Origin of the sequence: Actinoplanes sp. CA-142083 (assembly GCF_050942195.1) — a bacterium.
Taxonomy (GTDB): Bacteria; Actinomycetota; Actinomycetes; order Mycobacteriales; family Micromonosporaceae; genus Actinoplanes.
The window spans coordinates 2,166,365-2,190,750 of record NZ_CP192076.1 but is presented as its reverse complement, the minus strand read 5'-3'; the positions used below and the strand labels follow the sequence as shown (position 1 = coordinate 2,190,750).

25 protein-coding genes are annotated in these 24,386 nt (G+C 68.7%); 8 read left to right on the top strand and 17 right to left on the bottom strand.

The features are described 5' to 3' along the window. Positions 1-648: an MBL fold metallo-hydrolase gene (locus ACQPZX_RS10465; protein WP_433377770.1), complete on the top strand. Its 648-nt coding sequence runs from the start codon at positions 1-3 to the stop codon at positions 646-648. A gap of 119 nt (positions 649-767) precedes the next feature. Next, positions 768-2,012: an ATP-binding protein gene (locus tag ACQPZX_RS10460; RefSeq protein WP_433377767.1), complete on the top strand. Its 1,245-nt coding sequence runs from the start codon at positions 768-770 to the stop codon at positions 2,010-2,012. A gap of 55 nt (positions 2,013-2,067) precedes the next feature. On the opposite strand, the gene ACQPZX_RS10455 is transcribed toward ACQPZX_RS10460, so the two are convergent. The 3 genes from ACQPZX_RS10455 to ACQPZX_RS10445 form a co-directional block, all read right to left on the bottom strand. Beyond that, entirely contained in the window at positions 2,068-2,718 is a 651-nt protein-coding gene (locus ACQPZX_RS10455; protein WP_433377764.1) for a hypothetical protein, read from the bottom strand. Further along, positions 2,715-3,236 (bottom strand): SigE family RNA polymerase sigma factor, encoded by a 522-nt coding sequence (locus ACQPZX_RS10450; RefSeq protein WP_433377761.1) that lies wholly within the window; start codon positions 3,234-3,236, stop codon positions 2,715-2,717. The genes ACQPZX_RS10455 and ACQPZX_RS10450 overlap by 4 nt, the downstream gene beginning before the upstream one ends. Positions 3,237-3,357: 121 nt before the next feature. Beyond that, positions 3,358-3,528 carry a hypothetical protein gene (locus tag ACQPZX_RS10445; protein ID WP_433377758.1) on the bottom strand — a complete coding sequence of 57 codons (171 nt, stop codon included), beginning with the start codon at positions 3,526-3,528 and terminating at the stop codon, positions 3,358-3,360. A 59-nt stretch (positions 3,529-3,587) separates the two neighbouring features. On the opposite strand from ACQPZX_RS10445, the gene ACQPZX_RS10440 reads away from it, so the two are divergent. Continuing rightward, complete coding sequence (locus ACQPZX_RS10440) at positions 3,588-4,067, top strand: cupin domain-containing protein (protein WP_433377755.1); 480 nt, start codon at positions 3,588-3,590, stop codon at positions 4,065-4,067. An 8-nt stretch (positions 4,068-4,075) separates the two neighbouring features. On the opposite strand, the gene fdxA is transcribed toward ACQPZX_RS10440, so the two are convergent. The 4 genes from fdxA to ACQPZX_RS10420 form a co-directional block, all read right to left on the bottom strand. Further along, the gene (fdxA, locus tag ACQPZX_RS10435; RefSeq protein WP_433377752.1) at positions 4,076-4,396 is read right to left on the bottom strand and encodes a ferredoxin; all 321 of its coding nucleotides are present in this window, start codon (positions 4,394-4,396) and stop codon (positions 4,076-4,078) included. Positions 4,397-4,418: 22 nt separating this feature from the next. Beyond that, on the bottom strand, positions 4,419-5,033 hold the full coding sequence (locus ACQPZX_RS10430; RefSeq protein WP_433377749.1) for a cysteine hydrolase: 615 nt from the start codon (positions 5,031-5,033) through the stop codon (positions 4,419-4,421). Between the two features lie 109 nt (positions 5,034-5,142). After that, entirely contained in the window at positions 5,143-5,493 is a 351-nt protein-coding gene (locus ACQPZX_RS10425; protein ID WP_433377746.1) for a type II toxin-antitoxin system VapC family toxin, read from the bottom strand. Positions 5,494-5,561: 68 nt separating this feature from the next. After that, positions 5,562-5,831, bottom strand: coding sequence for a type II toxin-antitoxin system Phd/YefM family antitoxin (locus ACQPZX_RS10420; protein ID WP_433377743.1), 270 nt, complete (start codon positions 5,829-5,831; stop codon positions 5,562-5,564). Between the two features lie 190 nt (positions 5,832-6,021). On the opposite strand from ACQPZX_RS10420, the gene ACQPZX_RS10415 reads away from it, so the two are divergent. Then, positions 6,022-6,654, top strand: a complete 633-nt coding sequence (locus ACQPZX_RS10415) for an ATP-dependent Clp protease proteolytic subunit (protein WP_433377740.1) — start codon at positions 6,022-6,024, stop codon at positions 6,652-6,654. A gap of 45 nt (positions 6,655-6,699) precedes the next feature. Here ACQPZX_RS10415 and ACQPZX_RS10410 read toward each other — a convergent pair whose 3' ends face one another. Both ACQPZX_RS10410 and ACQPZX_RS10405 read right to left on the bottom strand, forming a co-directional pair. Then, on the bottom strand, positions 6,700-7,122 hold the full coding sequence (locus ACQPZX_RS10410) for an uL11 family ribosomal protein (RefSeq protein ID WP_263022486.1): 423 nt from the start codon (positions 7,120-7,122) through the stop codon (positions 6,700-6,702). A 162-nt stretch (positions 7,123-7,284) separates the two neighbouring features. Further along, a complete protein-coding gene (locus ACQPZX_RS10405; protein ID WP_433377737.1) occupies positions 7,285-8,082 on the bottom strand; it encodes a lytic transglycosylase domain-containing protein in 798 nt (265 codons plus the stop codon). A 161-nt stretch (positions 8,083-8,243) separates the two neighbouring features. Here ACQPZX_RS10405 and typA point away from each other — a divergent pair, with 161 nt between their 5' ends. Next, positions 8,244-10,109, top strand: a complete 1,866-nt coding sequence (gene typA, locus ACQPZX_RS10400) for a translational GTPase TypA (protein WP_433377734.1) — start codon at positions 8,244-8,246, stop codon at positions 10,107-10,109. Between the two features lie 371 nt (positions 10,110-10,480). Beyond that, entirely contained in the window at positions 10,481-11,476 is a 996-nt protein-coding gene (locus ACQPZX_RS10395; RefSeq protein ID WP_433377731.1) for a TerC family protein, read from the top strand. A gap of 45 nt (positions 11,477-11,521) precedes the next feature. Here ACQPZX_RS10395 and ACQPZX_RS10390 read toward each other — a convergent pair whose 3' ends face one another. The 4 genes from ACQPZX_RS10390 to rpsA form a co-directional block, all read right to left on the bottom strand. Next, positions 11,522-12,622, bottom strand: coding sequence for a GNAT family N-acetyltransferase (locus tag ACQPZX_RS10390; RefSeq protein WP_433377728.1), 1,101 nt, complete (start codon positions 12,620-12,622; stop codon positions 11,522-11,524). A gap of 23 nt (positions 12,623-12,645) precedes the next feature. After that, positions 12,646-14,766 (bottom strand): excinuclease ABC subunit UvrB, encoded by a 2,121-nt coding sequence (uvrB, locus tag ACQPZX_RS10385; RefSeq protein WP_433377725.1) that lies wholly within the window; start codon positions 14,764-14,766, stop codon positions 12,646-12,648. Between the two features lie 292 nt (positions 14,767-15,058). Further along, entirely contained in the window at positions 15,059-16,249 is a 1,191-nt protein-coding gene (coaE, locus tag ACQPZX_RS10380) for a dephospho-CoA kinase (protein ID WP_433377722.1), read from the bottom strand. A gap of 86 nt (positions 16,250-16,335) precedes the next feature. After that, positions 16,336-17,973, bottom strand: coding sequence for a 30S ribosomal protein S1 (gene rpsA / locus ACQPZX_RS10375; protein WP_433385167.1), 1,638 nt, complete (start codon positions 17,971-17,973; stop codon positions 16,336-16,338). A gap of 198 nt (positions 17,974-18,171) precedes the next feature. Here rpsA and ACQPZX_RS10370 point away from each other — a divergent pair, with 198 nt between their 5' ends. Further along, positions 18,172-19,035: a class I SAM-dependent methyltransferase gene (locus ACQPZX_RS10370; protein ID WP_433377719.1), complete on the top strand. Its 864-nt coding sequence runs from the start codon at positions 18,172-18,174 to the stop codon at positions 19,033-19,035. Between the two features lie 37 nt (positions 19,036-19,072). After that, positions 19,073-19,285: a DUF2945 domain-containing protein gene (locus ACQPZX_RS10365; RefSeq protein WP_433377716.1), complete on the top strand. Its 213-nt coding sequence runs from the start codon at positions 19,073-19,075 to the stop codon at positions 19,283-19,285. Between the two features lie 89 nt (positions 19,286-19,374). On the opposite strand, the gene ACQPZX_RS10360 is transcribed toward ACQPZX_RS10365, so the two are convergent. The 4 genes from ACQPZX_RS10360 to ACQPZX_RS10345 all read right to left on the bottom strand — a co-directional run bounded on the left by ACQPZX_RS10360 (position 19,375) and on the right by ACQPZX_RS10345 (position 24,383). Beyond that, positions 19,375-19,674, bottom strand: coding sequence for an ArsR/SmtB family transcription factor (locus ACQPZX_RS10360; RefSeq protein WP_433385164.1), 300 nt, complete (start codon positions 19,672-19,674; stop codon positions 19,375-19,377). Between the two features lie 198 nt (positions 19,675-19,872). Further along, positions 19,873-22,593 carry a DNA polymerase I gene (polA, locus tag ACQPZX_RS10355; RefSeq protein WP_433377713.1) on the bottom strand — a complete coding sequence of 907 codons (2,721 nt, stop codon included), beginning with the start codon at positions 22,591-22,593 and terminating at the stop codon, positions 19,873-19,875. A gap of 24 nt (positions 22,594-22,617) precedes the next feature. Beyond that, a complete protein-coding gene (locus tag ACQPZX_RS10350; RefSeq protein WP_433377710.1) occupies positions 22,618-23,382 on the bottom strand; it encodes an amino acid ABC transporter ATP-binding protein in 765 nt (254 codons plus the stop codon). Beyond that, a complete protein-coding gene (locus tag ACQPZX_RS10345; RefSeq protein ID WP_433377707.1) occupies positions 23,379-24,383 on the bottom strand; it encodes an amino acid ABC transporter permease in 1,005 nt (334 codons plus the stop codon). The genes ACQPZX_RS10350 and ACQPZX_RS10345 overlap by 4 nt, the downstream gene beginning before the upstream one ends. Between the last annotated feature and the right edge of the window lie 3 nt (positions 24,384-24,386).

Here is a 24,386-nt window from a genome sequence, read left to right as displayed (position 1 = left end):
ATGGCCTACACCGGAGACGTCACCCGCGGCGGCGCGCCCGCCGTCCGCACGCTCGGCCACCTGACCATCACGAAGGTCTCGGTCGGCCCGATGGACAACAACGCCTACCTGCTGCGCTGCGGTGACGAGCAGCTGCTGATCGACGCCGCCAACGACGACGAGACGCTGCTGGCCCTGATCGGCGAGACCGGCCTGGCCACGGTCGTCACCACCCACCGGCACGGCGACCACTGGCAGGCCCTCGAGGACGTGGTCTCGGCGACCGGCGCCCGTTCCCTGGCCCACGCCGACGACGCCGCCGAGATCCCGGTGGTCACCACCACCCTCGCCGAGGGCGACACGGTCACGGTCGGCGACTGCGCGCTCGAGGTGATCCACCTGGTCGGCCACACACCCGGCTCGATCGCCCTGCTCTACCGCGACCCGGACGGCCACGGCCACCTGTGGACCGGCGACAGCCTCTTCCCCGGCGGCGTCGGAAACACGCACGGCAACAAGGAGAACTTCGCTTCCCTGATCGACGACGTCGAGCACAAGCTGTTCGACAACCTGCCGGACGACACCTGGTTCTACCCGGGCCACGGCAAGGACTCGACCCTCGGCGCGGAACGCCCCCGTGTGGCCGAGTGGCGCTCCCGCGGCTGGTGACCGTCGCGGCCAGATGACCACCCGACGAGCGTCCAGGTGACCACCTGATGAGCGTCCAGATGACCACAAGTCCTCCGGCCAGATGACCGTTGCCCATGGCTTTGGGGCACACTGGACCCATGTCCGACCTGCTCCCCCGCCATGCACAGCCACTGGTGAACGAGGCGCTCGCCGATACCCGCGTCGTTCTGGTAAATGGCGCGCGCCAGGCGGGAAAGAGCACTCTCACCCGCCTGGCGACCGCAGGCCGCTCGGGAACCACCGTCCGCCTGCTGGACGATCCAGCCACGCTTCGTTCGGCGCAGGACGAACCCACCGAGTTCGTCGATCACGACGGGCTCATGGTGATCGACGAGATCCAACTGGTCCCGGAGCTACTGCGGCCGATCAAAGTCAAGGTCGACCTCGATCCGCGCCCCGGACAGTTCCTCCTCACCGCGTCGTCACGCATTCTCGCGCTGCGCGCGCTTCCCGACGCGCTGCCCGGCCGCATGGAGATCATCGAACTGTGGCCGTTTTCCCAGGGTGAGATGAACGGTGGCCACGACCGGTTCGTGGACGCCGCGTTCCGCCACGGCCCTGATCTGGACCACTCCTCCGATTGGCGCCGGAAGGACTACCTGGAGCGCGTCGTGATCGGAGGGTTTCCCGAGGCGGTACGCCGGACTCCGCGTCGCCGAGCGGCGTTCTTCGACTCCTACCTCACGACGCTGATCGAGCGGGACGTCCTCGAGCTGTCGAACATCGAACGCCGGGGGGAGCTGCTGAAACTGCTGGCACTGCTGGCCGGCCGAGCGGGTCAGCTCCTCGTGCCCGGCACGCTGTCGGGCCAGTCGGGCATCCCGCGCACGACGCTCGTGCGCTACCTGGAACTGCTCGCGTCGGTATTTCTGATCAAGACCATCCCGGCCTGGTCCTCCAACCAGACGCAGCGCGCGGTCGGCACGCCCAAACTGGCCTTCGTCGACACCGGTGTGGCCGCCCATCTGATCGGCCAGGACGCGGCGCGACTCGGCGAACCGGGCGGCGCGGCGGGGCCGATGATGGAGAACTTCGTCGCCATGGAACTGGCCCGCCAGCTCACCTGGTCCGAGGAGCGCGGGACGCTCCACCATTACCGCACCAAGGACGGCACAGAAGTCGACGCGGTGATCGAGACGCCGGACGGCCGGGTCATCGGCGTCGAGGTGAAGGCCGGCGCAACGGTCCGCACGGAGGATCTCACCGGCCTGCGAGCGCTGGCGGCCGCGCTCGGCAAGCGTTTCATCGGCGGCTTCGTCCTTTACACGGGACAGCAGACCCTGCCGTTCGGCGACAAAATTCGGGCCGTGCCGCTCGACGCGCTGTGGCGCCTCGCGCCGTGAGACGGAAATGCCCCCACCCGCCGAAACGGCCGGTGGGGGCGATCCTCGGGAAGCGTCAGCCGCGCCCCTGCACGGCGCCCGGCAGCACGTGGATGCCGGCGCCGAACTCGACCATCGCGGCGTCGGTCCAGCCTCGGGCGTCCCAGATCTGCACGAGCATCCAGATGCCGTTGGGCTGCTTGACCCACAGGTTCTTGCCGTGGTCGGTGCCGAGGCCCTGGTTGATCACGCCGGGCTTGCCGCCGACCTTGACCGCGGTGCCGGTCGGGGTGTCGGTGGCGTCCTGCGACTGCAGCATGATCGCGATCTTGTCGACGAAGCTGTCGGGGTTCTTGTCGGCCAGGCCGATCGGCGCGATGGTCAGCGCCGCGGCGTTGACGCCCTGGACCTCCCAGCCCGCGGGCACCTTGTCGATCGTGAAGCCCTTCGGCTGCTCGCCGCGGTAGGCGACCAGCTGGGTGCTCACCACCGCCGGGGCCGCGACGACCGGCGCCTTGTCGTGGGACGCTCCGGTCCCGGCGCCGTAGGCGACCGCCGCCGCGAGCGCCGCCACCACGAACACCGAGGCGCCGGCGCCCCGCACGGCGCGACGGCGGCGCAGCGCGCTCCGGCCCCGGGCCACGTCCTGATCGGCCTGCTCGGGCGAGGGCGAAGCGGGCGGCGAAGCCGCGGCGATCTGCGCGAATCGGTCGTGCAGGTCCATCATCGGGTCACTCCTGTCAGGGGAATCTCGGTCTCGCCCAGCACGCCGCGCAGCCGGTCCAGCGCGCGGGCGGTCTGGCTCTTCACCGTTCCCTCGGTGCACCCGAGGGCGTCGGCGGTGTCGGCGACGTCGAGGTCGTAGAAGTAGCGGAACACCAGCGCGGCCCGCATCTTCGGAGGCAGTTCCCGCAGCGCCGCCCGCAACCCGTCACTCTGATCGTCGTCCTCCCCGGCCGCCGACAAGGGCCGGTCCGGCAACTCCGCGACGGTCCGCTCGTGGCGGCGCCACCACCGACGGCGTTCGTCGGTCAGCGCGTTCACCAGCGTCCGGCGCAGGTAGCCCTCCGGGTTGTCGGCCTTCCGGAACGACGGCCAGGCGACGTAGAGCTTGGTCAGGGTGGACTGGACCAGATCCTCGGCCAGGTGACCGTCACCCGCCGTCAGCAGCGTGGCCGTGCGCACCAGTTGGGCGCGGTGGCCGAGCACGAAGCTGTGGAACTGCTCGTCTCGCTCTGTCTTCACGTGCCCTCCTTCGCTCTCACGGTCCCCTGACGATTCACCGGCCCCACGAGGTTGCATGAGGCCCGGACAAAAAGCGACCGCCGGTGAGATCATCACCAGCGGTCGCCAACGGACAAACAGGTCAGGCAGGCTCAGGCACCCCATCCGGCGCCGAGGGTTCGGGTTCCGGCTCGATCGGGGCCGGCGGCAGCGGATCCGGCGCGTCCGGCTCGAGCTCGCCCGGGTCGTCCGGGATCGGCGCGCCCGGGTCCAGCGGCGGGTAGCGGTCGGGATCGATCTTCAGACTTGCCATCTGCCCTGGTTACCCCGGCCGGGACTGCACCATTCATCCGCTTCACGGAAGATGTGACCATGACGTATCCGCCACCGCTCTATCACGGGGACTCGGGCGAGGTCAGCGCCGTCTACCGTCCCGCCGCCACCGAGCCCGAACTCGTCTACAGCAGCGGGACCAAGATCCACTACCTCTCCACCGGCGCCTCGACCGGTGGGCTGTTCGGCATCTACCGCTGGGAGTGCGGTCCGGGCGTCACCGGCCCCGACCCGCACTTCCACAACACCATCGCCGAGTCGTTCTACATCCTGTCCGGCAGCATGCGCATCTACAACGGCGACCGCTGGATCGAGACCGAGCCCGGCGACTGGGTGCACGTCCCGGCCGGCGGCATCCACGCCTTCAAGAACGAGTCGGGCGAGCCGGCGTCGATGCTGCTGCACTTCTCGCCCGGCGCGCCGCGCGAGGGCTACTTCGAGGGCCTCGCACATTTGTCGGAGATGTCGGACGAGGAGCGCACCGCGTTCTACCTCGAGCACGACAACCACTGGCTATAGCGTCACCGCTACGCGCCCCCGAGCGGCTGCGCGGCCACGAACGGCGTGTCCTTGTCGATCTTGCCGATCTTGGCCGCGCCGCCCGGGGAGCCGAGGTCCTCGAAGAACTCGTAGTTCGCGTTCGTGTAGTCCTTCCACTGCTCCGGGACGTCGTCCTCGTAGAAGATCGCCTCGACCGGGCAGACCGGCTCGCACGCCCCGCAGTCGACGCACTCGTCGGGGTGTATGTAGAGCATCCGATTGCCCTCGTAGATGCAGTCGACCGGGCATTCCTCGACACATGCCTTGTCGAGCACATCGACGCAGGGCTCGGCGATGATATAGGTCATGACTGCAATGTAGAACAGGCCGCTAGAGAGCCTCCACCACGCGGGCGGACTCCACCGGGATCGAGAACATCGGGAAGTCGTACGCGATGGCGTTGTCGTGCTCCTCGGGCGACGTGGCCGCCGTGCAGTCGGTCAGCGTGATCACGCGATAGCCGTTCTCGTAGGCGCTGCGCATCGTCGACTCGACGCAGCAGTTGGTCAGGAAGCCGCCGATGATCACCGTCTCGATGCCCTTGCTGCGCAGGATGAAGTCGAGATTGGTGCTCGCGAACGTGTCGAGTCCGCGCTTGCCCTCGATGACGATGTCACCCTCGGCCGGGGTCAGCCGGTCCACGATCGCCGCGCCCCACGTGCCCTTCACGAAGGCATTGCCATCGACAACACCTTTCAAGATTCCGTACGGGTGGCGCGACAGCTCGCCGTAGCCGGGGGCGAAGGTGATCGGCGCGTGCATGATGGTCACGCCCGCGGCCCGGGCCGCCTCGACCAGAGCCACCGTCTTGTCCAGCATCCCGGTCTTTTCCATGACCGGCGCCACCGCGCCGTGCAGCACGCCGCCGTCGGTGGTGAACTCGTTCTGGTACTCGATCAGGACGACCGCGGTCTTGGCCGGGTCGAGTTGCAGCGTCTCCGACATGCTTGCCTCCTGTGCCCCTGGTCACTCCCCCCAAGCAAACACGCCCCGCCCCGCCGGGCAACCCCTTCGCGGCGCGTGCCGCGTTTTCGGGTCGCCCGGCGGCCGGGTCTCACCCTTCGAACGGATTGACCACCGGCACCCCGGTCCCCTTGAAGTCGGCGACGTTGCGCGTGGCCAGGGTCAGGCGGTGCACCTTGGCGGTCGCCGCCAGCAAGCCGTCAACCGCCGGCACCTGCACAGCGGCGACCGAGCGTCCCCACTCCGTGGTCACGGCCAACGTGACCGGCAGGATCCGATCGGCGTAGGCCGTTACCAAGCCGGACAGCCACGCGTCGAGAAGGTCGGCCCGCCGTGAGTCTCGTGGCCGAAGTAGCTCGATGCCCTTACGCACCTCTCCCACCACGAGCACGCTGAGGAACGTCTCCGCCTTCGCGTCGGCTATCTCTTTCAGCCAGGCCATGGCCGCGGGATGGGGTGAGCTCTTTCTCGGTTCTGATACCACGTTGGTATCGAGTAGATAGGCAGCCATCAGTCGAAGAGATCGGCCTCGCGCATCGGCTCACGGCTTCGCTCGATCTCGAAGTCGTCGGGCAGACCCTCGCCATCGGCGGGTCGCATCAACAGGTACTCAGTCAGAGTCATTCGCTCATCGCCTCCCCGGAGACGGCGGTACTCCGCCATGTTCATCACCACTGCAATCTCCTCACCGTGCCGGGTGACAATCTGCGGCTTACCCGTCGCCGCGGCCCGGAGCAACTCGCTGAAGCGCTGTTTCGCCTCTTGAACCTGCCAGCGCATGCCTCAATCCCCAGTCGAACAAATCCCGCTCGCATCAAACTCTGCCGTGTCGAAAGCGCTGAACCTCTGTCCAGACTGTCTAGACCGTATCAGTGCCCCCGCCCGCGTTCCAGCCCCTCTGCCCTCAGCAGAAGCCGTCGATGCCGAACGGGTGTCCTGGCTAGGCTGGCGCCAACGGACGGAGGTATCGGTGAATCTGCGACATGACCCGATGCGCTGGGGGCAGCCCCCGCACCACTCACCCGAGCCGTGGCCGCCGCCGCATCCCGGCGCCGGCCCGGGCCTGCCCGGCTGGTTAGAGGAGCGTCTGTTCGACCAGCGGATCGTGATGGTGCGCGGCCAGCTCACCCACGAGAGCGCATCCGGCATCTCGGCCGCCCTGCTCACGCTCGACGCGGCCGGCCCGGTCCCGATCCAGCTGCACATCGCCGGCGACGGCGGCGAGCTCAGCGCCGCGCTCTCGGTGATCGACGTGATCGACGCGATGACCGCGCCCGTGCACGCCCTGGTGACCTCGCAGGCCGGCGGGGCGGTGGTCGCCGTGCTGGCCGCCGCCGACAAGCGCCTGGCCTATCGGCATGCCCGGTTCAAGCTGACCGAGCCTCGCGCGGCCGGCGTGACCGGCACGGCCGACGAGGTGACCCGCGCCGCCGGTCAGCACCTGCGCGAGTTGGAAGAGGTAGTGCTGCGCCTGGTCGAGGTGACCGGCCAGACCCGCAGCCGCATCGAGGACGACCTGGCCGCGGGCCGCGCGCTGTCCGCCGACGAGGCGGTGGCGTACGGCCTGATCGACGAGATCGTCGGCAAACCTCCCCAGGAATGACGAAACGCCCCCGGTAAACCCGGGGGCGTTCGTTTCAGCCCTGCGTCAGGCGACCTTGACACCCATGGAACGGGCGGTGCCGGCGACGACCTTGATGGCCGCGTCGAGGTCGTTCGCGTTGAGGTCGGGGAGCTTGCGCTCCGCGATCTCCTTGATCTGCTGCGCGCTGAGCGTGCCCACGGTCTGCGTCAACGGGTTCGACGCGCCGGACTGGATGCCCAGGGCCTTGCGGATCAGGAAGCTGGTCGGCGGGGTCTTGTAGGCCAGCGTGTGGCTGCGGTCCTCGTAGACCGACACGATCACCGGGATGATCTCGCCACGGTTCTTCGCCGTCGCCTCGTCGTACTCCACCTTCACGGCACGCATGTTGGCCCCGGTCGGACCAAGCATCTTGCCGAGGTCGACCATCGCGGCGTTACCCGCCTCAAGCGCGAGGGTTACCTCATGGGTCTTCTTCTTGGGCGGCATTGCGTAGGGCTCCTTAGGGTGAGCTGCAAGCCGAGAAATCGCAGCTCGCCAGCATCATTCGACACACGACAACCCCGGGACCTTACTACCGCGCCTTTCGGCGGGTCAAAACGGAGGCCCCGGGTCTTCCCAAAAGTGTAGCTCGCCGCCTTGCCGGGCCTGTCAGTAGGTGTCGCAGAAGCAGGACTTCATGAGCGAGCGCACCACGTACACGTACTGGGTGCTCGGCAGCTTCTTGCTCGACGCCGCCTGCTCGACCGTGCCGACCCCGGCGTGGTAGGCCGCGATGACCGCGTTGAGCAGGCACCAGGACGACGTCGACGCGCATTTCGACGTGCTCAGGCTGTAGTTGCCGGCGAAGTAGTTGTCGCCGATGTACTTGGTCAGCCAGGCAAGGTAGTTGGCGCCGAGGATCGCGTTCTGCTTGTAGTCCTTGACGTTGTAGGACTGCTCGAAGCGGTTATTGATCATGGAGACCGTGTCGGGCATCAGCTGCATCAACCCGAAGCCGCCGTCGCAGTTCACGACGTTGGACTGCCAGCCGCTCTCGTTCCACGCCACCGCGCGCACCACGTCGGAGGGCACCGTCAGAGTGGGCGCGCTGGTCGGCCAGTAGTGCTTCGCGGCCGCCGCGTTCAGCGCCGATTTCGCGGACGACTTGGAGACCGCCTTGCCCTCGAGGTTGAAGCAGGCGGCGTGCTCGAAGTTGTTGACCGGCCCGGTCGGCGTCGTCTTCGTCGGCTTGGGCTTCTTGGAAGCGGTCTTCGACGGCGACGGCTTGGGCGACGGCGGCTCGGTCGTCGGCTCCACGGTCGGCTCCGGCGACTCGCTGGTCGGCTCGAGGCTCGGCTCGCTGACCGTGACCGATGCCGCGTCCGTGTCCTTGCCGCCGGTCAGGCCGCACCCGGCCGCCACAACCAGCGCGACCGCCGCCGCCAGCAGTTTCCAACGAGCACTCATCGACGTAGAACCTCCCCGTGAGACGCCGAACGCGAACGCTAACAGGCCCCGGCCACGCCGCGCTGCCCCACGATCCGGGCAAAACGCGCAAGATCCGGACCAGGTCACGTCGATTGACCCCGGACCCTTGACGGCAACCAAGACCGGGGACAATGGAAGGTATGCAGACCCGCACCGACCTCCGCAATGTCGCCATCATCGCTCACGTCGACCATGGCAAAACCACCCTGGTCGACGCCATGCTCCGACAGGGCGGTCAGTCCCACGCGCGCGGCGAGATGACCGACCGCGTCATGGACTCCATGGACCTGGAGCGGGAAAAGGGCATCACGATTCTCGCCAAGAACACGGCCATCAGCTATCAGCCGGTCGACGGCACCCCGGTCACCATCAACATCATCGACACCCCCGGCCACGCCGACTTCGGCGGCGAGGTCGAGCGCGGCCTCACCATGGTCGACGGCGTGGTGCTGCTGGTCGACGCGTCCGAGGGCCCGCTGCCGCAGACCCGCTTCGTGCTGCGCAAGGCCCTGCAGGCGAAACTCCCGATCATCCTGGTGATCAACAAGGTCGACCGTCCCGACGCCCGGATCAAGGAGGTCGTCGACGACACGTACGCCCTCTTCTTCGATCTTGATGCGGACGAGACGCAGATCGACTTCCCGATCGTGTACGCCTGCGCCCGCGACGGCATCGCGTCGCTCGCCCAGCCCGCCGACGGCACGGTCCCGCAGGACAGCGAGAACCTCGAGCCGCTGTTCACGACGATCCTCGAGACCATCCCGGCGCCGACCTACCACGAGGACGCGCCGCTGCAGGCCCACGTGGTCAACCTCGACTCCTCGCCGTTCCTCGGCCGGCTGGCGCTGTGCCGGGTGCGTGAGGGCACGATCCGCAAGGGCCAGACCGTCGCGTGGTGCAAGACCGACGGCACGATCGCCAACGTCCGCATCTCCGAGCTGCTGATGACCGAGGGCCTCGAGCGCAAGCCCGCCGAGGGCGCCGGCCCCGGCGACATCATGGCCATCGCCGGGATCCCCGAGATCATGATCGGCGAGACCCTGGCCGACGCCGAGAACCCGCAGCCGCTGCCGCTGATCACCGTCGACGAGCCGGCCATCTCGATGGTCCTGGGCACCAACACGTCGCCGATGGTCGGCAAGGTCAAGGGCGGCAAGGTCACGGCCCGCATGGTCAAGGACCGCCTCGACCGCGAGCTGGTGGGCAACGTGTCGCTGCGCGTGCTGAACACCGAGCGCCCCGACGCGTGGGAGGTGCAGGGCCGCGGCGAGCTCGCCCTGGCCATCCTGGTCGAGCAGATGCGCCGCGAGTCCTACGAGCTGACCGTCGGCAAGCCCCAGGTGGTCACCCGGACCGTCGACGGCAAGATCTACGAGCCGGTCGAGCGGCTCACCATCGACGCGCCCGACGAGTTCATGGGCGCCATCACCACCCTGCTGTCGACCCGTAAGGGCCGGATGGAGCAGCTGACCAACCACGGCACCGGCTGGCTGCGCATGGAGTGGCTGGTCCCGGCCCGCGGCCTGATCGGATTCCGTACGGAATTCCTCACCGAGACCCGTGGCACCGGCATCATGCACCACCTGTTCGAGGACTACGAGCCCTGGTTCGGCGAGCTGCGCACCCGCAGCAACGGCTCGCTCGTGGCCGACCGCGCCGGCGTGGTCACCGCGTTCGCCATGACCAACCTCCAGGAGCGCGGCCAGCTGTTCGTCGAGCCCACCACCGAGGTGTACGAAGGCATGATCGTCGGCGAGAACTCGCGCCAGGACGACATGGACGTCAACATCACCAAGGAGAAGAAGCTCACCAACATGCGGCAGTCGACGTCCGACGAGACGGAGAAGCTGATCCCCCCGCGCAAGCTCTCGCTCGAGCAGGCCCTCGAGTTCTGCCGCGAGGACGAGTGCGTCGAGGTGACTCCCTCCGCGGTCCGCATCCGCAAGGTCATCCTCGACCAGCAGACCCGGGGCCGGCAGGCCGCCCGCCGCAAGCACCAGCAGTAACCCGCTTGGGTCTTCAGCTTGCTCACTCATCTTCACCTGGGAGCAAGCTGAAGACCGCGTGTCCGATACGCGTTAAGCTGGTAAGAAATGAACAGCCGGACGGGCGTTACGGGCGAGAGCCCCGCCACGCTTTTCCGGGGTGCTTCGCCATTGGGTCTCGCCATGAGACACAATGGCTGCCGTAGGAGGGGAGTATTCCCCCGCGCCGGTCTCGTCAACACGGAACACCCCGATGGGTGGACCCGGGGCCGGCGGTCGCCCGCATTTGAGCGGACGGCGGAAGAGACCTCCGACAGCCGCACGTCGCTGTGCTAACTCACTCCTGAGCAGGCGCAGCGCCGAACCGTGTCTGCCGGAGGTCATCGTTGATCGTGTCCGCCTGGGTGTGGATCGTCACCCTCATCGCCCTCGTCGCCGTTCTGGCCGTCGATCTGCTGATCATCGGCCGGCGACCGCACGAACCTTCGATGAAGGAATCCGGGGGCTGGGTCGCGCTCTACGTCGGGCTGGCGGTTCTGTTCGGCATCGGCGTCTGGGTCACCGCCGGCGGCACGGCCGCCGGTGAGTTCTACACCGGCTGGCTGACCGAGTACTCGCTGAGCGTCGACAACCTCTTCGTCTTCGTCATCATCATGGCCCGCTTCGCCGTGCCCCGGCATCTGCAACAGAAGGTGCTGCTGATCGGCATCGTCCTGGCCCTGGTGATGCGCGGCCTGTTCATCGCGGCCGGCGCCGCCCTCATCGCCCAGTTCTCGTGGGTCTTCTACATCTTCGGCGCGTTCCTGGTCTACACCGCGATCACGCTGCTGAAAGAGGGCGAGAACGACGAGGACGACTTCAAGGAGAACATCCTGATCCGCTGGGCGAAGCGGGCCCTGCCCGTCTCGTCGCAGTTCGGCGACGGCCGCCTGACCACGATGTCGTCAACCGGCAAGCGCCTGTTCACCCCGCTGCTGATCGTGATGATCGCGATCGGCACCACGGACCTGCTCTTCGCGCTCGACTCGATCCCCGCGATCTTCGGCATCACCAAAGAGCCGTACCTGGTCTTCACCGCGAACGTCTTCGCCCTGATGGGCCTGCGCCAGCTGTACTTCCTGCTGGGCGGCCTGCTGGAGCGCCTGGTCTTCCTCAACTACGGCCTGGCCGCGGTCCTCGCCTTCATCGGCGTGAAGCTCTTCCTCGAGGCCCTGCACACCAACAGCCTGCCGTTCATCAACGGCGGCGAGGGCGTCCACTGGGCCCCCGAGATCCCGATCTGGCTGAGTCTGCTGGTCATCATCGGCACGCTGGGGGTGGCCACCGTGGCCAGCCTCGCGAAATCCAGCCGAGATCGCCGACGCGAATTACAGGACGCCAAGGCCTGAGTGGTGCCGGCCCGGTTGGGCCAGCACCACCCCGTGCTTGGTTTCCTAGGAGGCTAGTTCGTTGGTGTAGCGGGCGCGCCGCCCTCGATCGGCGAACCCCAACCGGCGGTAAAGCCCCGCCGCCCCCGGGTTGTTGACGTTGACATTGAGCCAGGCCTCGCCGGCGCCGTCGGCGGCCATCCGGGCGAGCGACTCGCGCATGAGAGCCGCGCCGATCCCCCGCCCTCGGGCCGACGGCGCCACCCCGACCTGCACGATCCACCCGAGGGCCGCCGTCACGAAACCGACGTCTCCCACCTCGGGCAGCGTGACCAGCACCGACCATCCCGGCCGGAACTCATCGTCCTCGTCGTATTCCGCGATCCACTCCGCCGCCGGCTCATCGGGAAAGCCCGGCCGATCCTTGAACGAGTCCCGATAGACGGCATGGAATCGCCCGGCCGTCTTCTCCGACCACTCCGTCACCACAGCGCCGGTCGGCCAGTTCGCGGGCCCAGGCTCTTTGAGCTCGATCCGCATGACGTCCTCGGCGAAGGCCTGCCGAAGCCCCCGCGACGCAAAGAGCGCCGCCCCTTCCGCGGTCAGCGACTCGGTCTCGACCGTCACCGGCACGCGCGGCCGCTCAGCGCCGCCGCCGTTGGAGCCCGCGCTGCGCGCCAGGGCGAGCCCTCGATCGAGGACCTCGGCGCCCAGCCCACGCCCGCGCGCCGCCGGATCGACCAGACCGGTGACGATCACCCCGTCGCCGGCCGGGCACACCGCCCCCGCCGCGAGCAGCTCACCATCGTCGCCACGAAGCGCGAAGGTCTGCCCGTCAGCCGCCGCCCACCGCCGCCGCAGAAACCACGGCTCGACCGCGAGCGGCATCCCGCCATCGGCCCGCACACACCGCTCCGCCAGCCGCACCAGCGCACCGGGAAGCCCGTCCACCGTCGCGGCGGAAGGCACGCCCGCCGACCCAGCGGAAGGATCGCCCGCCGACGCGGTGGGAAGCCCGCCCGCCGACGCGGCGGAAGGCACTCCCGCCGACGCGGTGGTAAGGCCGCCCGCCGACGTGGTGGGGAGGCCGCCTGCCGCGGTGGGGAGCCCGTCGGTGGCCTCGGCGGGGAGGGGGCGGCCATCGACCGTTGTCCAGTCTGAAGTCACCCGGCGAGGCTAGCGAACGGGGATTACTTCACGCCTGCCATATCCATGCCGCGCAGCTCCTTCTTCAGCTCGGCCATCTCGTCGCGGATGCGGGCGGCCAGCTCGAACTGCAGCTCGCGCGCGGCGGCCAGCATCTGGTCGTTCAGATCCTGGATGAGCTGGGCCAGCTCGGCCCGTGCCATGCCCTCGCGGGCCGCGCCGGCCGACGCCCGGCCCTTGGACCTGGTCTCGGGCACCGGCGCCTTGCCGCGCGACATCTGGCGGCCGCCCCCGCCGACCATCGGGCCGTTGTTGACCGTGGCGTCGGTGTCTTCCGCCTCGCGGTAGATGTCGTCGAGGATGTCGTGGATCTTCTTGCGGAGGGCCTGCGGGGTGATGCCGTTGGCCTCGTTGTGCGCGATCTGCTTGGCCCGGCGCCGGTCGGTCTCGTCGATGGCGTCGCGCATCGACGGGGTGACCTTGTCGGCGTACATATGGACCTCGCCGGACACGTTACGGGCGGCGCGGCCGATCGTCTGGATCAGCGACCGCCCGCTGCGCAGGAAGCCCTCCTTGTCGGCGTCGAGGATCGCGACCAGCGACACCTCGGGCAGGTCGAGGCCCTCGCGCAGCAGGTTGATGCCGACGAGCACGTCGTAGTCGCCCTTGCGCAGCTCTTTCAGCAGCTCGACCCGGCGCAGCGTGTCGACCTCGGAGTGCAGGTAGCGCACCCGGATGCCGTTTTCCAGAAGGTAGTCGGTGAGGTCCTCGGCCATCTTCTTGGTCAAGGTCGTCACCAGGACCCGCTCGTTGCGCTCGGTGCGCAGCCGGATCTCGTGCATCAGGTCGTCGATCTGGCCCTTGGTCGGCTTGACCACCACCTCGGGGTCGACCAGGCCGGTCGGCCGGATCACCTGCTCGACGAACTCGCCCTGCGCCTGCTGCATCTCCCACGGCCCGGGGGTGGCCGAGAGGAACACCATCTGCCCGACGCGCTCGAGGAACTCGTCGAATCGCAGCGGCCGGTTGTCGGCGGCGCTGGGCAGCCGGAAGCCGTGCTCGATGAGGATCCGCTTACGGGAGGCGTCACCCTCGTACATGCCGCCGATCTGCGGGATCGTCACGTGCGACTCGTCGATGACCGTCACGTAGTCGTCGGGGAAGTAGTCGAGCAACGTGTACGACGGCTCCCCATAAGTGCGGCCGTCCATGTGCATCGAGTAGTTCTCGATACCGTTGCAGAAGCCGACCTGGCGCATCATCTCGATGTCGTACGTCGTGCGCATGCGCAGCCGCTGCGCCTCGAGCAGCTTGCCCTGGCGCTCCAGCTCGGCCAGCCGCTCCTCGAGCTCGGCCTCGATGTCGCGGATCGCCCGCTCCATGCGCTCGGGACCGGCCACATAGTGCGTGGCGGGGAAGATGATCAGCTCGTTGACCTCGCGGATCACCTCGCCGGTGAGCGGGTGCAGGTAATACAGCTTCTCCACCTCGTCGCCGAACAGCTCGACGCGGACAGCCAGCTCCTCGTACGCCGGGATGATCTCCAGCGTGTCGCCGCGCACCCGGAACGTGCCCCGCTGGAAGGACATGTCGTTGCGCGAGTACTGGATGTCGACCAGGCGGCGCAGCAGCTTGTCGCGGTCGACCTCCTCGCCGACCTTGAGCCGGACGGCGCGATCGACGTATTCCTGCGGAGTACCAAGGCCGTAGATCGCGCTCACCGTCGCCACCACGATCACGTCGCGCCGAGTCAGCAGCGACATGGTCGCCGAGTGACGCAGGCGCTCGACCTCCTCGTTGACCGAGGAGTCCTTCTCGATGTAGGTGTCGGTCTGGGCGATGTACGCCTCGGGCTGGTAGTAGTCGTAGTAACTCACGAAGTACTCGACGGCGTTGTTGGGCAGGAGCTCGCGGAACTCCTTGGCCAGCTGCGCACAGAGCGTCTTGTTGGGGGCGATCACCAGCGCGGGCCGCTGCAGCCGCTCGATCAGCCACGCGGTCGTCGCGCTCTTGCCCGTGCCGGTGGCGCCGAGCAGCACCGTGTTGCGGTCGCCGTGCCGGACCCGCCGCTCCAGCTCGTCGATGGCCGCCGGCTGGTCGCCGGCGGGCTGAAACTCGCTGACGACCTCGAAGCGGCCGTCGCGAACTGGGATGTCGAGCGCCATGGGTCCAACCGTACGTCGGGGGTATGACAACTTCTGCGAACCCCGTGCTGAGGGTGCACATTCCCGCTGTTGTCCGCCGTTGCGGCGCTCGCCTAGCCTGTTCGGGTAGGCCGCTCGCGGCGGCCGCCCGGTATCGCTGACGGATCACCACACGGTCCGTCCGATCGGCCCGTGGTTGATGCGCCCCGGCTCTTCCGGTGGCGCTCCCACGGTGGTCGCGCTGAGCGCAGACCGGCCGCCGCGAGCGCCCTTCTCTTTCTCAACGCGCCGGAAGATCAGCGCCCCGGAGACCTCAACGCGCCGGAAGAGCAGGCGCCCAGCCGGTCTCCTCCGCCCAGTCATCGGCCGCCCGCGCCTCCGCGTCGAACCAGGGCTCCTTCGCCTCGGCGTACGCGAAAAGGGGATGCTCGACCACCCACTGAGCCTTCGCCGACGCGTATTCCTCCCGTGCCGAAGGCACGGCCCGCAAGTGATCCCGCATGAGCAACGCAAATCGCCACCCCGGCGAACCGGTCACCCGGACGTGCAGGTTGACCGGCCGGCCCGGGTCGGCGTTGCCGTGCAGCCTCTTCGGCCAGGTCTCGCCGGGCATGCCGCGAGCGTTGTCGGCCCACTCCCCCGCGCGCCGCGGAAAGCCCGCCTCCGCCAGCCGGGAAGCGAGCGCGTCGGCCTCGTCGAGCGTGCGCACGGCCAGCATCAGATCGATGACGTCCTTGGCCGGCAGGCCCGGGACCGCGGTCGAGCCGATGTGCTCCACCTCGGCCTGCGCGCCGATCGCGTGCCGGATCCGGGCGATCAGCCGTGCCGCCTGCCCGGGCCAGCTCGGGTCGGGGTCGGCGATGCGCAGCTCGTGCCCGGCCGGCGCGCTCGTGCCGAGCCGCAGGTGCTCCTCGAACGGGACTAGCCGATCCCTGTACAGCAGATCGATCCGCTCGTGCAGCTGCTCCACCGTGCCGTTGTTCTTGATCACGACGTCGCAGACGGCCCGGCGCCGCGCGTCGTCGGCCTGCGCGCTGAAGCGCGCGAGGGCCTCCTCCCCGGACATGCCGCGGGTTGCCTGGAGACGTTGCAGGCGCAGGTCACGCCGCGTTTCCACGACCAGGACCAGATGGTACGTCGGCGGCAGGCCGGTCTCGGCCAGCAGGGGCACGTCGTTGACCACGATCGCGTCGGGCGGCGCGGACTGCGTCAGTTCGACGGTCCTCGCCCGTACGCGTGGATGAATGATCTTTTCAAGCCGGCGGCGGGCCGTCTCGTCGCCGAAGACCTTCGCACCCAGCGCCGGCCGGTCGAGCTCGCCGTCGGGCATGAGCACGCCCGCGCCGAACGTCTCGACGATCTCGGCGAGACCGGGCGTGCCGGCCGCCACGACCTCGCGGGCCAGCTTGTCCGCGTCGATGATCACCGCACCGCGATGGGCGAGGCGCTGCGCGGCCGCGCTCTTGCCCGCCCCGATCCCGCCCGTCAACCCGACCCTCAGCACGGACCAATTATCGCGGCACGGACCATACATGGCGAAAGGCCGCCCCGACCGAAGTCGGGACGGCCTTCATACAGCCGGGTGTTACCTCAGTTCTTGCCGCCGGCGAGCTTCTCGCGCAGAGCGGCGAGGGCCTCGTCGGTGGCCAGGGTGCCGGACGGCTCCTCGGCGGTGCGCGCCGGGGCCGGCGAGCTCGACGAGGTCGTCGACGAGGTGGCAGCGCCACCCGCAGCGGCGGCCGGGGCCGGGTTGAGCGCGGCCTCGGCGTCGGCCTCGCGGGACGCCTGCACCTGCTTGGTGTGGGCCTCCCAGCGCTCGCGGGCGTCGGCGTACTGCTTCTCCCACGTCTCGCGCTGCTTGTCGAAGCCCTCGAGCCACTCACCCGTCTCGGGGTCGAAGCCCTCCGGGTAGATGTAGTTGCCCTCGTTGTCGTACGTGGCGGCCATGCCGTACAGCGTCGGGTCGAAGTGCTCCTCGCCCTCGACGAAGTTCTCGTTGGCCTGCTTGAGCGACAGCGAGATCCGGCGACGCTCGAGGTCGATGTCGATGACCTTGACCAGGACGTCGGAGCCCACCTGGACGACCTGCTCGGGCAGCTCGACGTGCCGCTCGGCCAGCTCGGAGATGTGCACCAGGCCCTCGATGCCGTCGTCGACGCGGACGAACGCGCCGAACGGAACCAGCTTGGTGACCTTGCCCGGCACGATCTGGTTGATCGCGTGGGTCCGGGCGAACTGGCGCCACGGGTCTTCCTGGGTCGCCTTCAGCGACAGGGAGACGCGCTCGCGGTCCAGGTCGACGTCGAGAACCTCGACCTCGACCTCCTGGCCGACCTCGACAACCTCGGAGGGGTGGTCGATGTGCTTCCAGGAGAGCTCGGAGACGTGCACCAGACCGTCGACGCCGCCGAGGTCGACGAACGCGCCGAAGTTGACGATCGAGGACACGACGCCCTTGCGGACCTGGCCCTTCTGCAGCTTGTTGAGGAACTCGGTGCGAACCTCGGACTGCGTCTGCTCCAGCCAGGCACGGCGGGACAGCACCACGTTGTTGCGGTTCTTGTCCAGCTCGATGATCTTGGCCTCGAGCTCACGGCCCACGTACGGCTGCAGGTCACGGACGCGGCGCATCTCGACCAGGGAGGCCGGCAGGAAGCCGCGGAGACCGATGTCGAGGATAAGACCACCCTTGACGACCTCGATGACCGAGCCACGGACGACGCCGTCGTCTTCCTTGATCTTCTCGATCGTGCCCCAGGCGCGCTCGTACTGGGCGCGCTTCTTGGACAGGATCAGGCGGCCTTCCTTGTCCTCCTTGGTGAGAACAAGAGCCTCGATGTGGTCACCGACCGACACCACTTCCGCGGGGTCCACGTCATGCTTGATCGACAACTCTCGCGAGGGGATCACGCCCTCGGTCTTGTAGCCGATGTCGAGCAGGACCTCGTCCCGATCGACCTTGACGACGGTGCCTTCGACAATGTCGCCGTCGTTGAAGTACTTGATGGTCTCGTCGATGGCGGCGAGGAAAGCTTCCTCAGAGCCGAGATCGTCGACGGTGACCCGGTTGGCGCTCGAGGTGGCCTCGATGCTGCTCGTCATGTGGACAGTTGCTCCGAACGGATGGTTTTGTGGTGTCTCTCGCGCCCCACGGAACTGCCGGCGGGCACGACACAACCGAACGAGAAAGACCGGACCGGGAAAGATCAGATCCTTGCAGTCGATCATGCTGCGACCGACGACCACGGAACCTGCTCCCTGCCGAGGCACACGATCCGCGAGCGCATCGACTAGCTTACCGTGCGCATTACCACAGGTTGCAAGCCCTCCTGACGACGGCGGCACAATGTTCGGCCGAAACCCCGCAGCATGCCCGTAATGTGCCGAAATCGGGACGGTGGCGCGCCCTGACGTAACGTTGGCTCCGTGATCGATATTCCGAGTCCCGGGACGAGCGTCCCGGAGACCGAGACGTCGGTGGTCCGCCGGCCGGTGACCGACGACGAGAGCCGCCGCGCGAGCCGCTCCTGGTGGGATCTTGACGCCGACGACTACCAGGCAGAACACGGCACCTTCCTGGGTGACGTCGACTTCGTGTGGTGCCCCGAGGGGCTGCGCGAGGCGGACGCCCGCCTGCTGGGTGACGTGCGCGGCAAGCGGGTGCTGGAGCTGGGCGCGGGCGCGGCCTCCGGCGCGCGCTGGCTGGAGGGCCAGGGCGCGGAGGTGGTGGCCATGGACCTCTCGGCGGGCATGTTGCGCCAGGCGCGTTCGGGCGAGAAGCGCTCCGGCGTACGCGTGCCGCTCGTTCAAGCCGACGCGCTGGCGCTCCCGTTCGCGGAGAGCGTATTCGATGTCGTCTGCACCGCCTTCGGCGCGATACCTTTCGTGTCCGACTCCGGCGCCGCGATGCTCGAGGTGGCCCGCGTCCTGCGCCCCGGCGGCACCTGGGTGTTCTCGATCACTCATCCGATGCGCTGGGTCTTCTGGGACGAGCCCGACGAGAGCGGCCTGATCGCGCGGAACTCGTATTTCGACCGGCGCCCCTACGTCGAGGTCGACGAGCAGGGCAAGCCGACGTACGTGGAACAGCACCGCACCCTGGGCGACCGGGTCCGCGAGCTGGTCGCCGCCGGTTTCGTGCTCCGCGACCTGATCGAGCCCGAATGGCCGGCCGGCCACGAGCAGATCTGGGGCCAGTGGAGCCCGCTGCGGGGCCGCCTGTTCCCCGGCACCGCCATCTTCGTGGCGGATCTTCCGGCGCCCCCGCCCGCCAACGCGCCCCGCCACTGACCCGTTTCCCCTGGCCGCCCCGGGGTAGGACGCGAGCATGGGCAACGAGAGCTTTCGGAAGGGCGACAAGGTGACCTGGCGAAGCCACGGCACCGAGGTGCACGGCACGGTCCAGCAGAAGATCACCGAGCGGACCGAGGCGGCCGGCCGGGAGGTGGCGGCGTCCCCGGAGGAGCCGCAGTATCGCGTCACGAGCGACAAGACCGGCCGCGACGCGGTGCACAAGCCGGAGTCGCTCGGCCACGGCTGACGGGCTCGGCCACGGCCGACGGGCTCGGCCACGGCCGACGAGCTGGTGATCGATGACGGCCGCCCGCCAGCAGCGGGCGGCTCGTCGGGTCAGGCGCCGGTGATGAAGGTCCCGGCGTCGAGCAGGGCGGCCAGCACGGTCAGCCCGGCCGGGATCAGCCGGTAGTAGACCCACGTGCCGCGCCGGTCACTGTCGACCAGGCCGGCCTCGCGCAGCACCCGCAGGTGATGCGAGATCGTCGGCCCGGTCAGGTGGAAGGCGCCGGTCAGGTCGCAGACGCAGACCTCACCGGGGCCCGCCGAGGCGATCATCGAGAGCAGCCGCAGCCGCACCGGGTCGCCGAGCGCCTTGAACATGGGGGCGAATCTCGTCGCCTGCGCGGGGTCCATCGGACCACGCGCGATCGGCGCACCGTCGACCGCCGTGGCGGCGGCGCCCCCGGTCGATTTGCTCACGACACCTCCGCTCTCCGGTCCAGCAGCGCAGAATCTACATCTACAACCTGTAGGTCGTCACCGCACCTGGCCCAGGCGCAGCCTTCTCACAGCATCCCGCCATCTGCCTCACAGCGCAGGACGGGCTGGCCGTCAGTGGTCGGCGCCGTTCCAGTCGCGGCCGGAGCCGACCGAGACCTCGAGCGGCACGGACAGCGGGTGGGCGCCGCCCATCTCACGGCGGACCAGCTCCTCCAGCGCGTCGCGCTCGCCGGGGGCCACGTCGAAGACGAGCTCGTCGTGGACCTGCAGCAGCATGCGCGAGCGCAGGCCGGACGCCTTGAGGGCGGCGTCGACGCGGAGCATGGCGACCTTGATGATGTCGGCGGCCGAGCCCTGAATGGGCGCGTTGAGCGCCATCCGCTCGGCCATCTCGCGGCGCTGGCGGTTGTCGCTGGACAGGTCGGGCAGGTAGCGCCGGCGGCCCAGGATCGTGGCCGTGTAGCCGTCCTGCACGGCCCGGCGGACCACGGCCTGGAGGTACTCGCGGACGCCGCCGAAGCGTCCGAAGTACTCCTCCATCAGCCCCTTGGCCTCGTCGGTCGGGATGTTCAGCTGGTTGGACAGGCCGAACGCGGACAGGCCGTAGGCAAGCCCGTAGTTCATCGCCTTGATCTTGCGGCGCTGGTCGGGGATCACCTCTTCGACCGGGACGTGGAAGACCGACGACGCGGTCGCCGCGTGGAAGTCGAACGACGAGTTGAACGCCGCGACCAGCGCCTCGTCGCCGGACAGGTGCGCCATGATGCGCATCTCGATCTGGCTGTAGTCGGCGGTCATCAGCTGGTCGAAGCCCTCGCCCACGACGAAGGCGCGGCGGATGCGGCGGCCCTCCTCGGTGCGGATCGGGATGTTCTGCAGGTTGGGGTCGGTCGAGGACAGCCGGCCGGTGGCGGCCACGGTCTGGTTGAACGTGGTGTGGATGCGCCCGTCGTCGGAGACCGACTTGAGCAGACCGTCGACCGTGGACTTGAGCTTGGCGACGTCGCGGTGGCGCAGCAGGTGGGCCAGCAGCGGGTCGCCGGTCTGCGCGAACAGGCTCTGCAGGGCGTCGGCGTCGGTCGTGTACCCGCTCTTGATGCGCTTGGTCTTGGGCAGGCCCCGCTCGTTGAACAGGATCTCCTGCAGCTGCTTGGGCGAGCCGAGGTTGAACTCGCGCCCGACGACCTCGTGCGCGGCCTGCTGGGCGGCCTTGACCTCGGCGGCGAAGTGCGCCTCGAGCTCGGAGAGGTAGTGGGTGTCGGCGGCGATGCCCAGGTGCTCCATCTCGGCCAGCACCCGCGACAGCGGCTGCTCGACCTCGGTGAGCAGGGTCTGGGAGGCGCCGTCGTCGCGGGACAGCTCCTCGGTGAGCACGTCGGCCAGGTCGAGCGTGGCGCGGGCGCGCAGCATCAGGTTTTCTTCCGCGGCGCCCTGGTCGCCGAGCCCGTCGAGGGTGAGCTGCCCGTTGTCGGGCTCCTCGACGCGCAGCTCGCGCTTGAGGTAGCGCAGGGCCAGGTCGACCAGGTCGTAGGCGCGCTGGTCGGGTTTCGCCAGGTACGCCGCCAGGGCGGTGTCGACCCGCACGCCCTCCAGGCGCCAGCCGTGGGCCAGCATGGCCAGCGAGGCGGGTTTGGCGTCGTGCACGACCTTCGGCCGGTCGGGGTCCGCCAGCCAGAGCGCCACGGCCTGCTCGTCGGCCTCGTCGAGCGCGGCCGGGTCGAACCACGCGGCCGGCCCGTCACCGGTGGCGACCGCCAGCCCGGTGAGGTCGCCGGCGCCCCGGCCGAACCGCCCGGTGACCGCCACACCGACCGGCGATCCCAGAGCGTGCTTGCCGAGCCACCCCGCGACGGATCCGGCGCCCAGCACCACGCCCGACAGGTCGAAGCCGGACTCGGCCTCGGGCTCGACGGCGTCGAGGTACGAATACAGCCTCTCGCGCAGGACACGGAACTCGAGCGCGTCGAAGACCTGGTGCACGGCCTCGCGGTCCCACCCGTGCCATTTCACATCGGCCGGAGTCAGCGGCAGCTCGAGCTCGCGCTTGAGCGCGTTGACCTCGTAGTTGCGCATCACCCCGGCGAGGTTGGCGCGCAGGCTGTCGCCGGCCTTGCCCTTGATCTTGTCGACGTTGGCGATGATGCCGTCGAGGCCGCCGTACTCATTGATCCACTTGGCGGCGGTCTTGTCGCCGACGCCGGGCACGCCCGGCAGGTTGTCGCTGGCCTCGCCGACGAGGGCGGCCTTCTCCCGGTACCGCGAGGGGGGCACGAAGTATTTCGCCTCGATCGCCTCGGGGGTCATGCGCCACACCTCGGAGACGCCGCGCACCGGGTAGAGGATCGTGGTGTGCTCGTCGGACAGCTGGAACGCGTCACGGTCGCCGGTCGAGATGATCACCTCCATCCCGGCCTCGCGGCCCTGCCGGGAGAGGGTGGCGATCACGTCGTCGGCCTCGAAGCCCGGCTTTTCCACCACCGGGATGCGCAGGGCCTCGAGGACCTCCTTGATCAGGCTGACCTGACCCAGGAACGGCTTGGGCGTCTCGGAGCGGCCGGCCTTGTACTCCGGGTAGATCTCCGTGCGGAAGGAGACGCGGGAGACGTCGAACGCGACCACGATGTGCGTCGGCTTCTCGTCGCGCAACATGTTGATCAGCATCGAGGTGAAGCCGAACACCGCGTTGGTCGCCTGGCCGGTCGCGGTGCTGAAGTTCTCCACGGGCAGCGCGAAATAAGCGCGGTAGGCCAGCGAGTGACCGTCGAGCAACAGCAAACGGGGGGTCAGGGCGTCTTCGCTCACGTCGGGAACTCTAGACCCGGCGTACGACATAAACCGTGACCGCCCCGGTCGCCTTTACAGCACTTTGCTCAGGAATGCCTTGGTTCGCTCGTGGCGCGGGTTCGCGATGATCTCCGAGGGCGCACCCTGCTCGACCACGACCCCGCCGTCCATGAACACGACGTTGTCGCCGACCTCGCGGGCGAAGCCGATCTCGTGGGTGACCACGACCATGGTCATGCCGTCGCGGGCCAGGTCCTTCATGACGTCCAGGACCTCGCCGACGAGCTCGGGGTCGAGCGCGCTGGTCGGCTCGTCGAACAGCATCAGCTTGGGCCGCATCGCCAGGGCCCGGGCGATCGCGACGCGCTGCTGCTGGCCGCCGGACAGCTGGCCGGGGTAGCTGTCGGTCTTGCTGCCGAGCCCGACCCGATCGAGCAGGCCGGCCGCGCGATCGCGTACGGCGGCCTTGTCCTCTCTTTTCACCCGGCACGGAGCCTCCATCACGTTCTGGAGGACGGTCATGTGCGGAAAGAGATTGAAGCGCTGGAACACCATGCCGATCGACTGGCGCTGCCGGGCGACATCGCTGTTCTTCATCTCGTGCAGCTTGCCGCCACGCTCGTGGTAGCCGACCAGGTCGCCGTCCACGAAGATCTTGCCGGCGTTGATCTTCTCGAGGTGGTTGACGCAGCGCAGGAACGTCGACTTGCCGGAGCCGGACGGGCCCAGCACGCAGCACACCTCGCCCGACTTGACCACCAGGTCGATGCCTTTGAGCACCTCGAGCGAGCCGAACGATTTGTGGACGTTGTCGGCTCTGACCATTTCGGAAGTCATGGAGCTCCTCCCTCCGGCGCCACCCGGCCGCCCTGTTCCGCCCCGATGTTCCGGAGCCGCTGACGGGCCCGGCTGGTCGAACCGTATCCCCTTCCGAAGTGCCGCTCCACGAAGAACTGGGCGATCATCAGGACGGTACAGATGATCAGGTACCAGATCACCGCCGCGACCAGGACCGGCAGCACCACGAAGGTGCGCGCCTTGATCGCGTTGAGCTGGAAGAACAGCTCGAAGGTGACCGGCACGAAGGCGACCAGCGAGGTGTCCTTGACCATCGCGATGACCTCGTTGCCGGTCGGCGGCACGATCACCCGCATGGCCTGCGGCAGCACGACCCGGCGCAGCACCTGCCCGCGGGACAGGCCCAGCGCGGTCGCCGCCTCGGCCTGACCGGGGTCGATCGACTGGATGCCGGCCCGGACGATCTCGGCCATGTACGCGGCCTCGGACAGCCCCAGCGCGAGCATGCCGGCCACGAAGCCGGCCAGCAGGTCGCTGGCCTTGATGCTGTAGAACTGCGCGTTCAGGTCGTCGATGCCGAACAGCTTGCCGATCTGCTGATCGAACGGCAGGCCGAAGCCGACGCGCTCCCACAGGATGTTCAGGTTGCCGAACAGCACGCAGAGCACGAGCCGCGGCACCGCCCGGAAGAACCACGTGTAGACGAACGCGACCGCGCTGAGGATGCGGTTGTCCGACAGCCGCATGATCGCGACGATCACGCCGAGCACGACGCCGATCACCATCGACGTGACGGTCAGCAGCAGCGTGCCGCGCAGTCCCTCGAGCACCGGCTCGGTGAACATGACGCCGCGCTTGCCGGGCTCGTACGAGACGAAGATGAACTTCCAGCGGAACTGGTCGTTGGTGACCAGCAGGTGCACGAACATCGCGGTGAGCACGCCGATGACGGCGATCATCACCCACCGCCCGGGGTGCCGGACGGGCACGGCCTTGATCGGTTCAGGCCGTGCCCGGTCGGTTGTCGTCTGGTCGGTCATCGA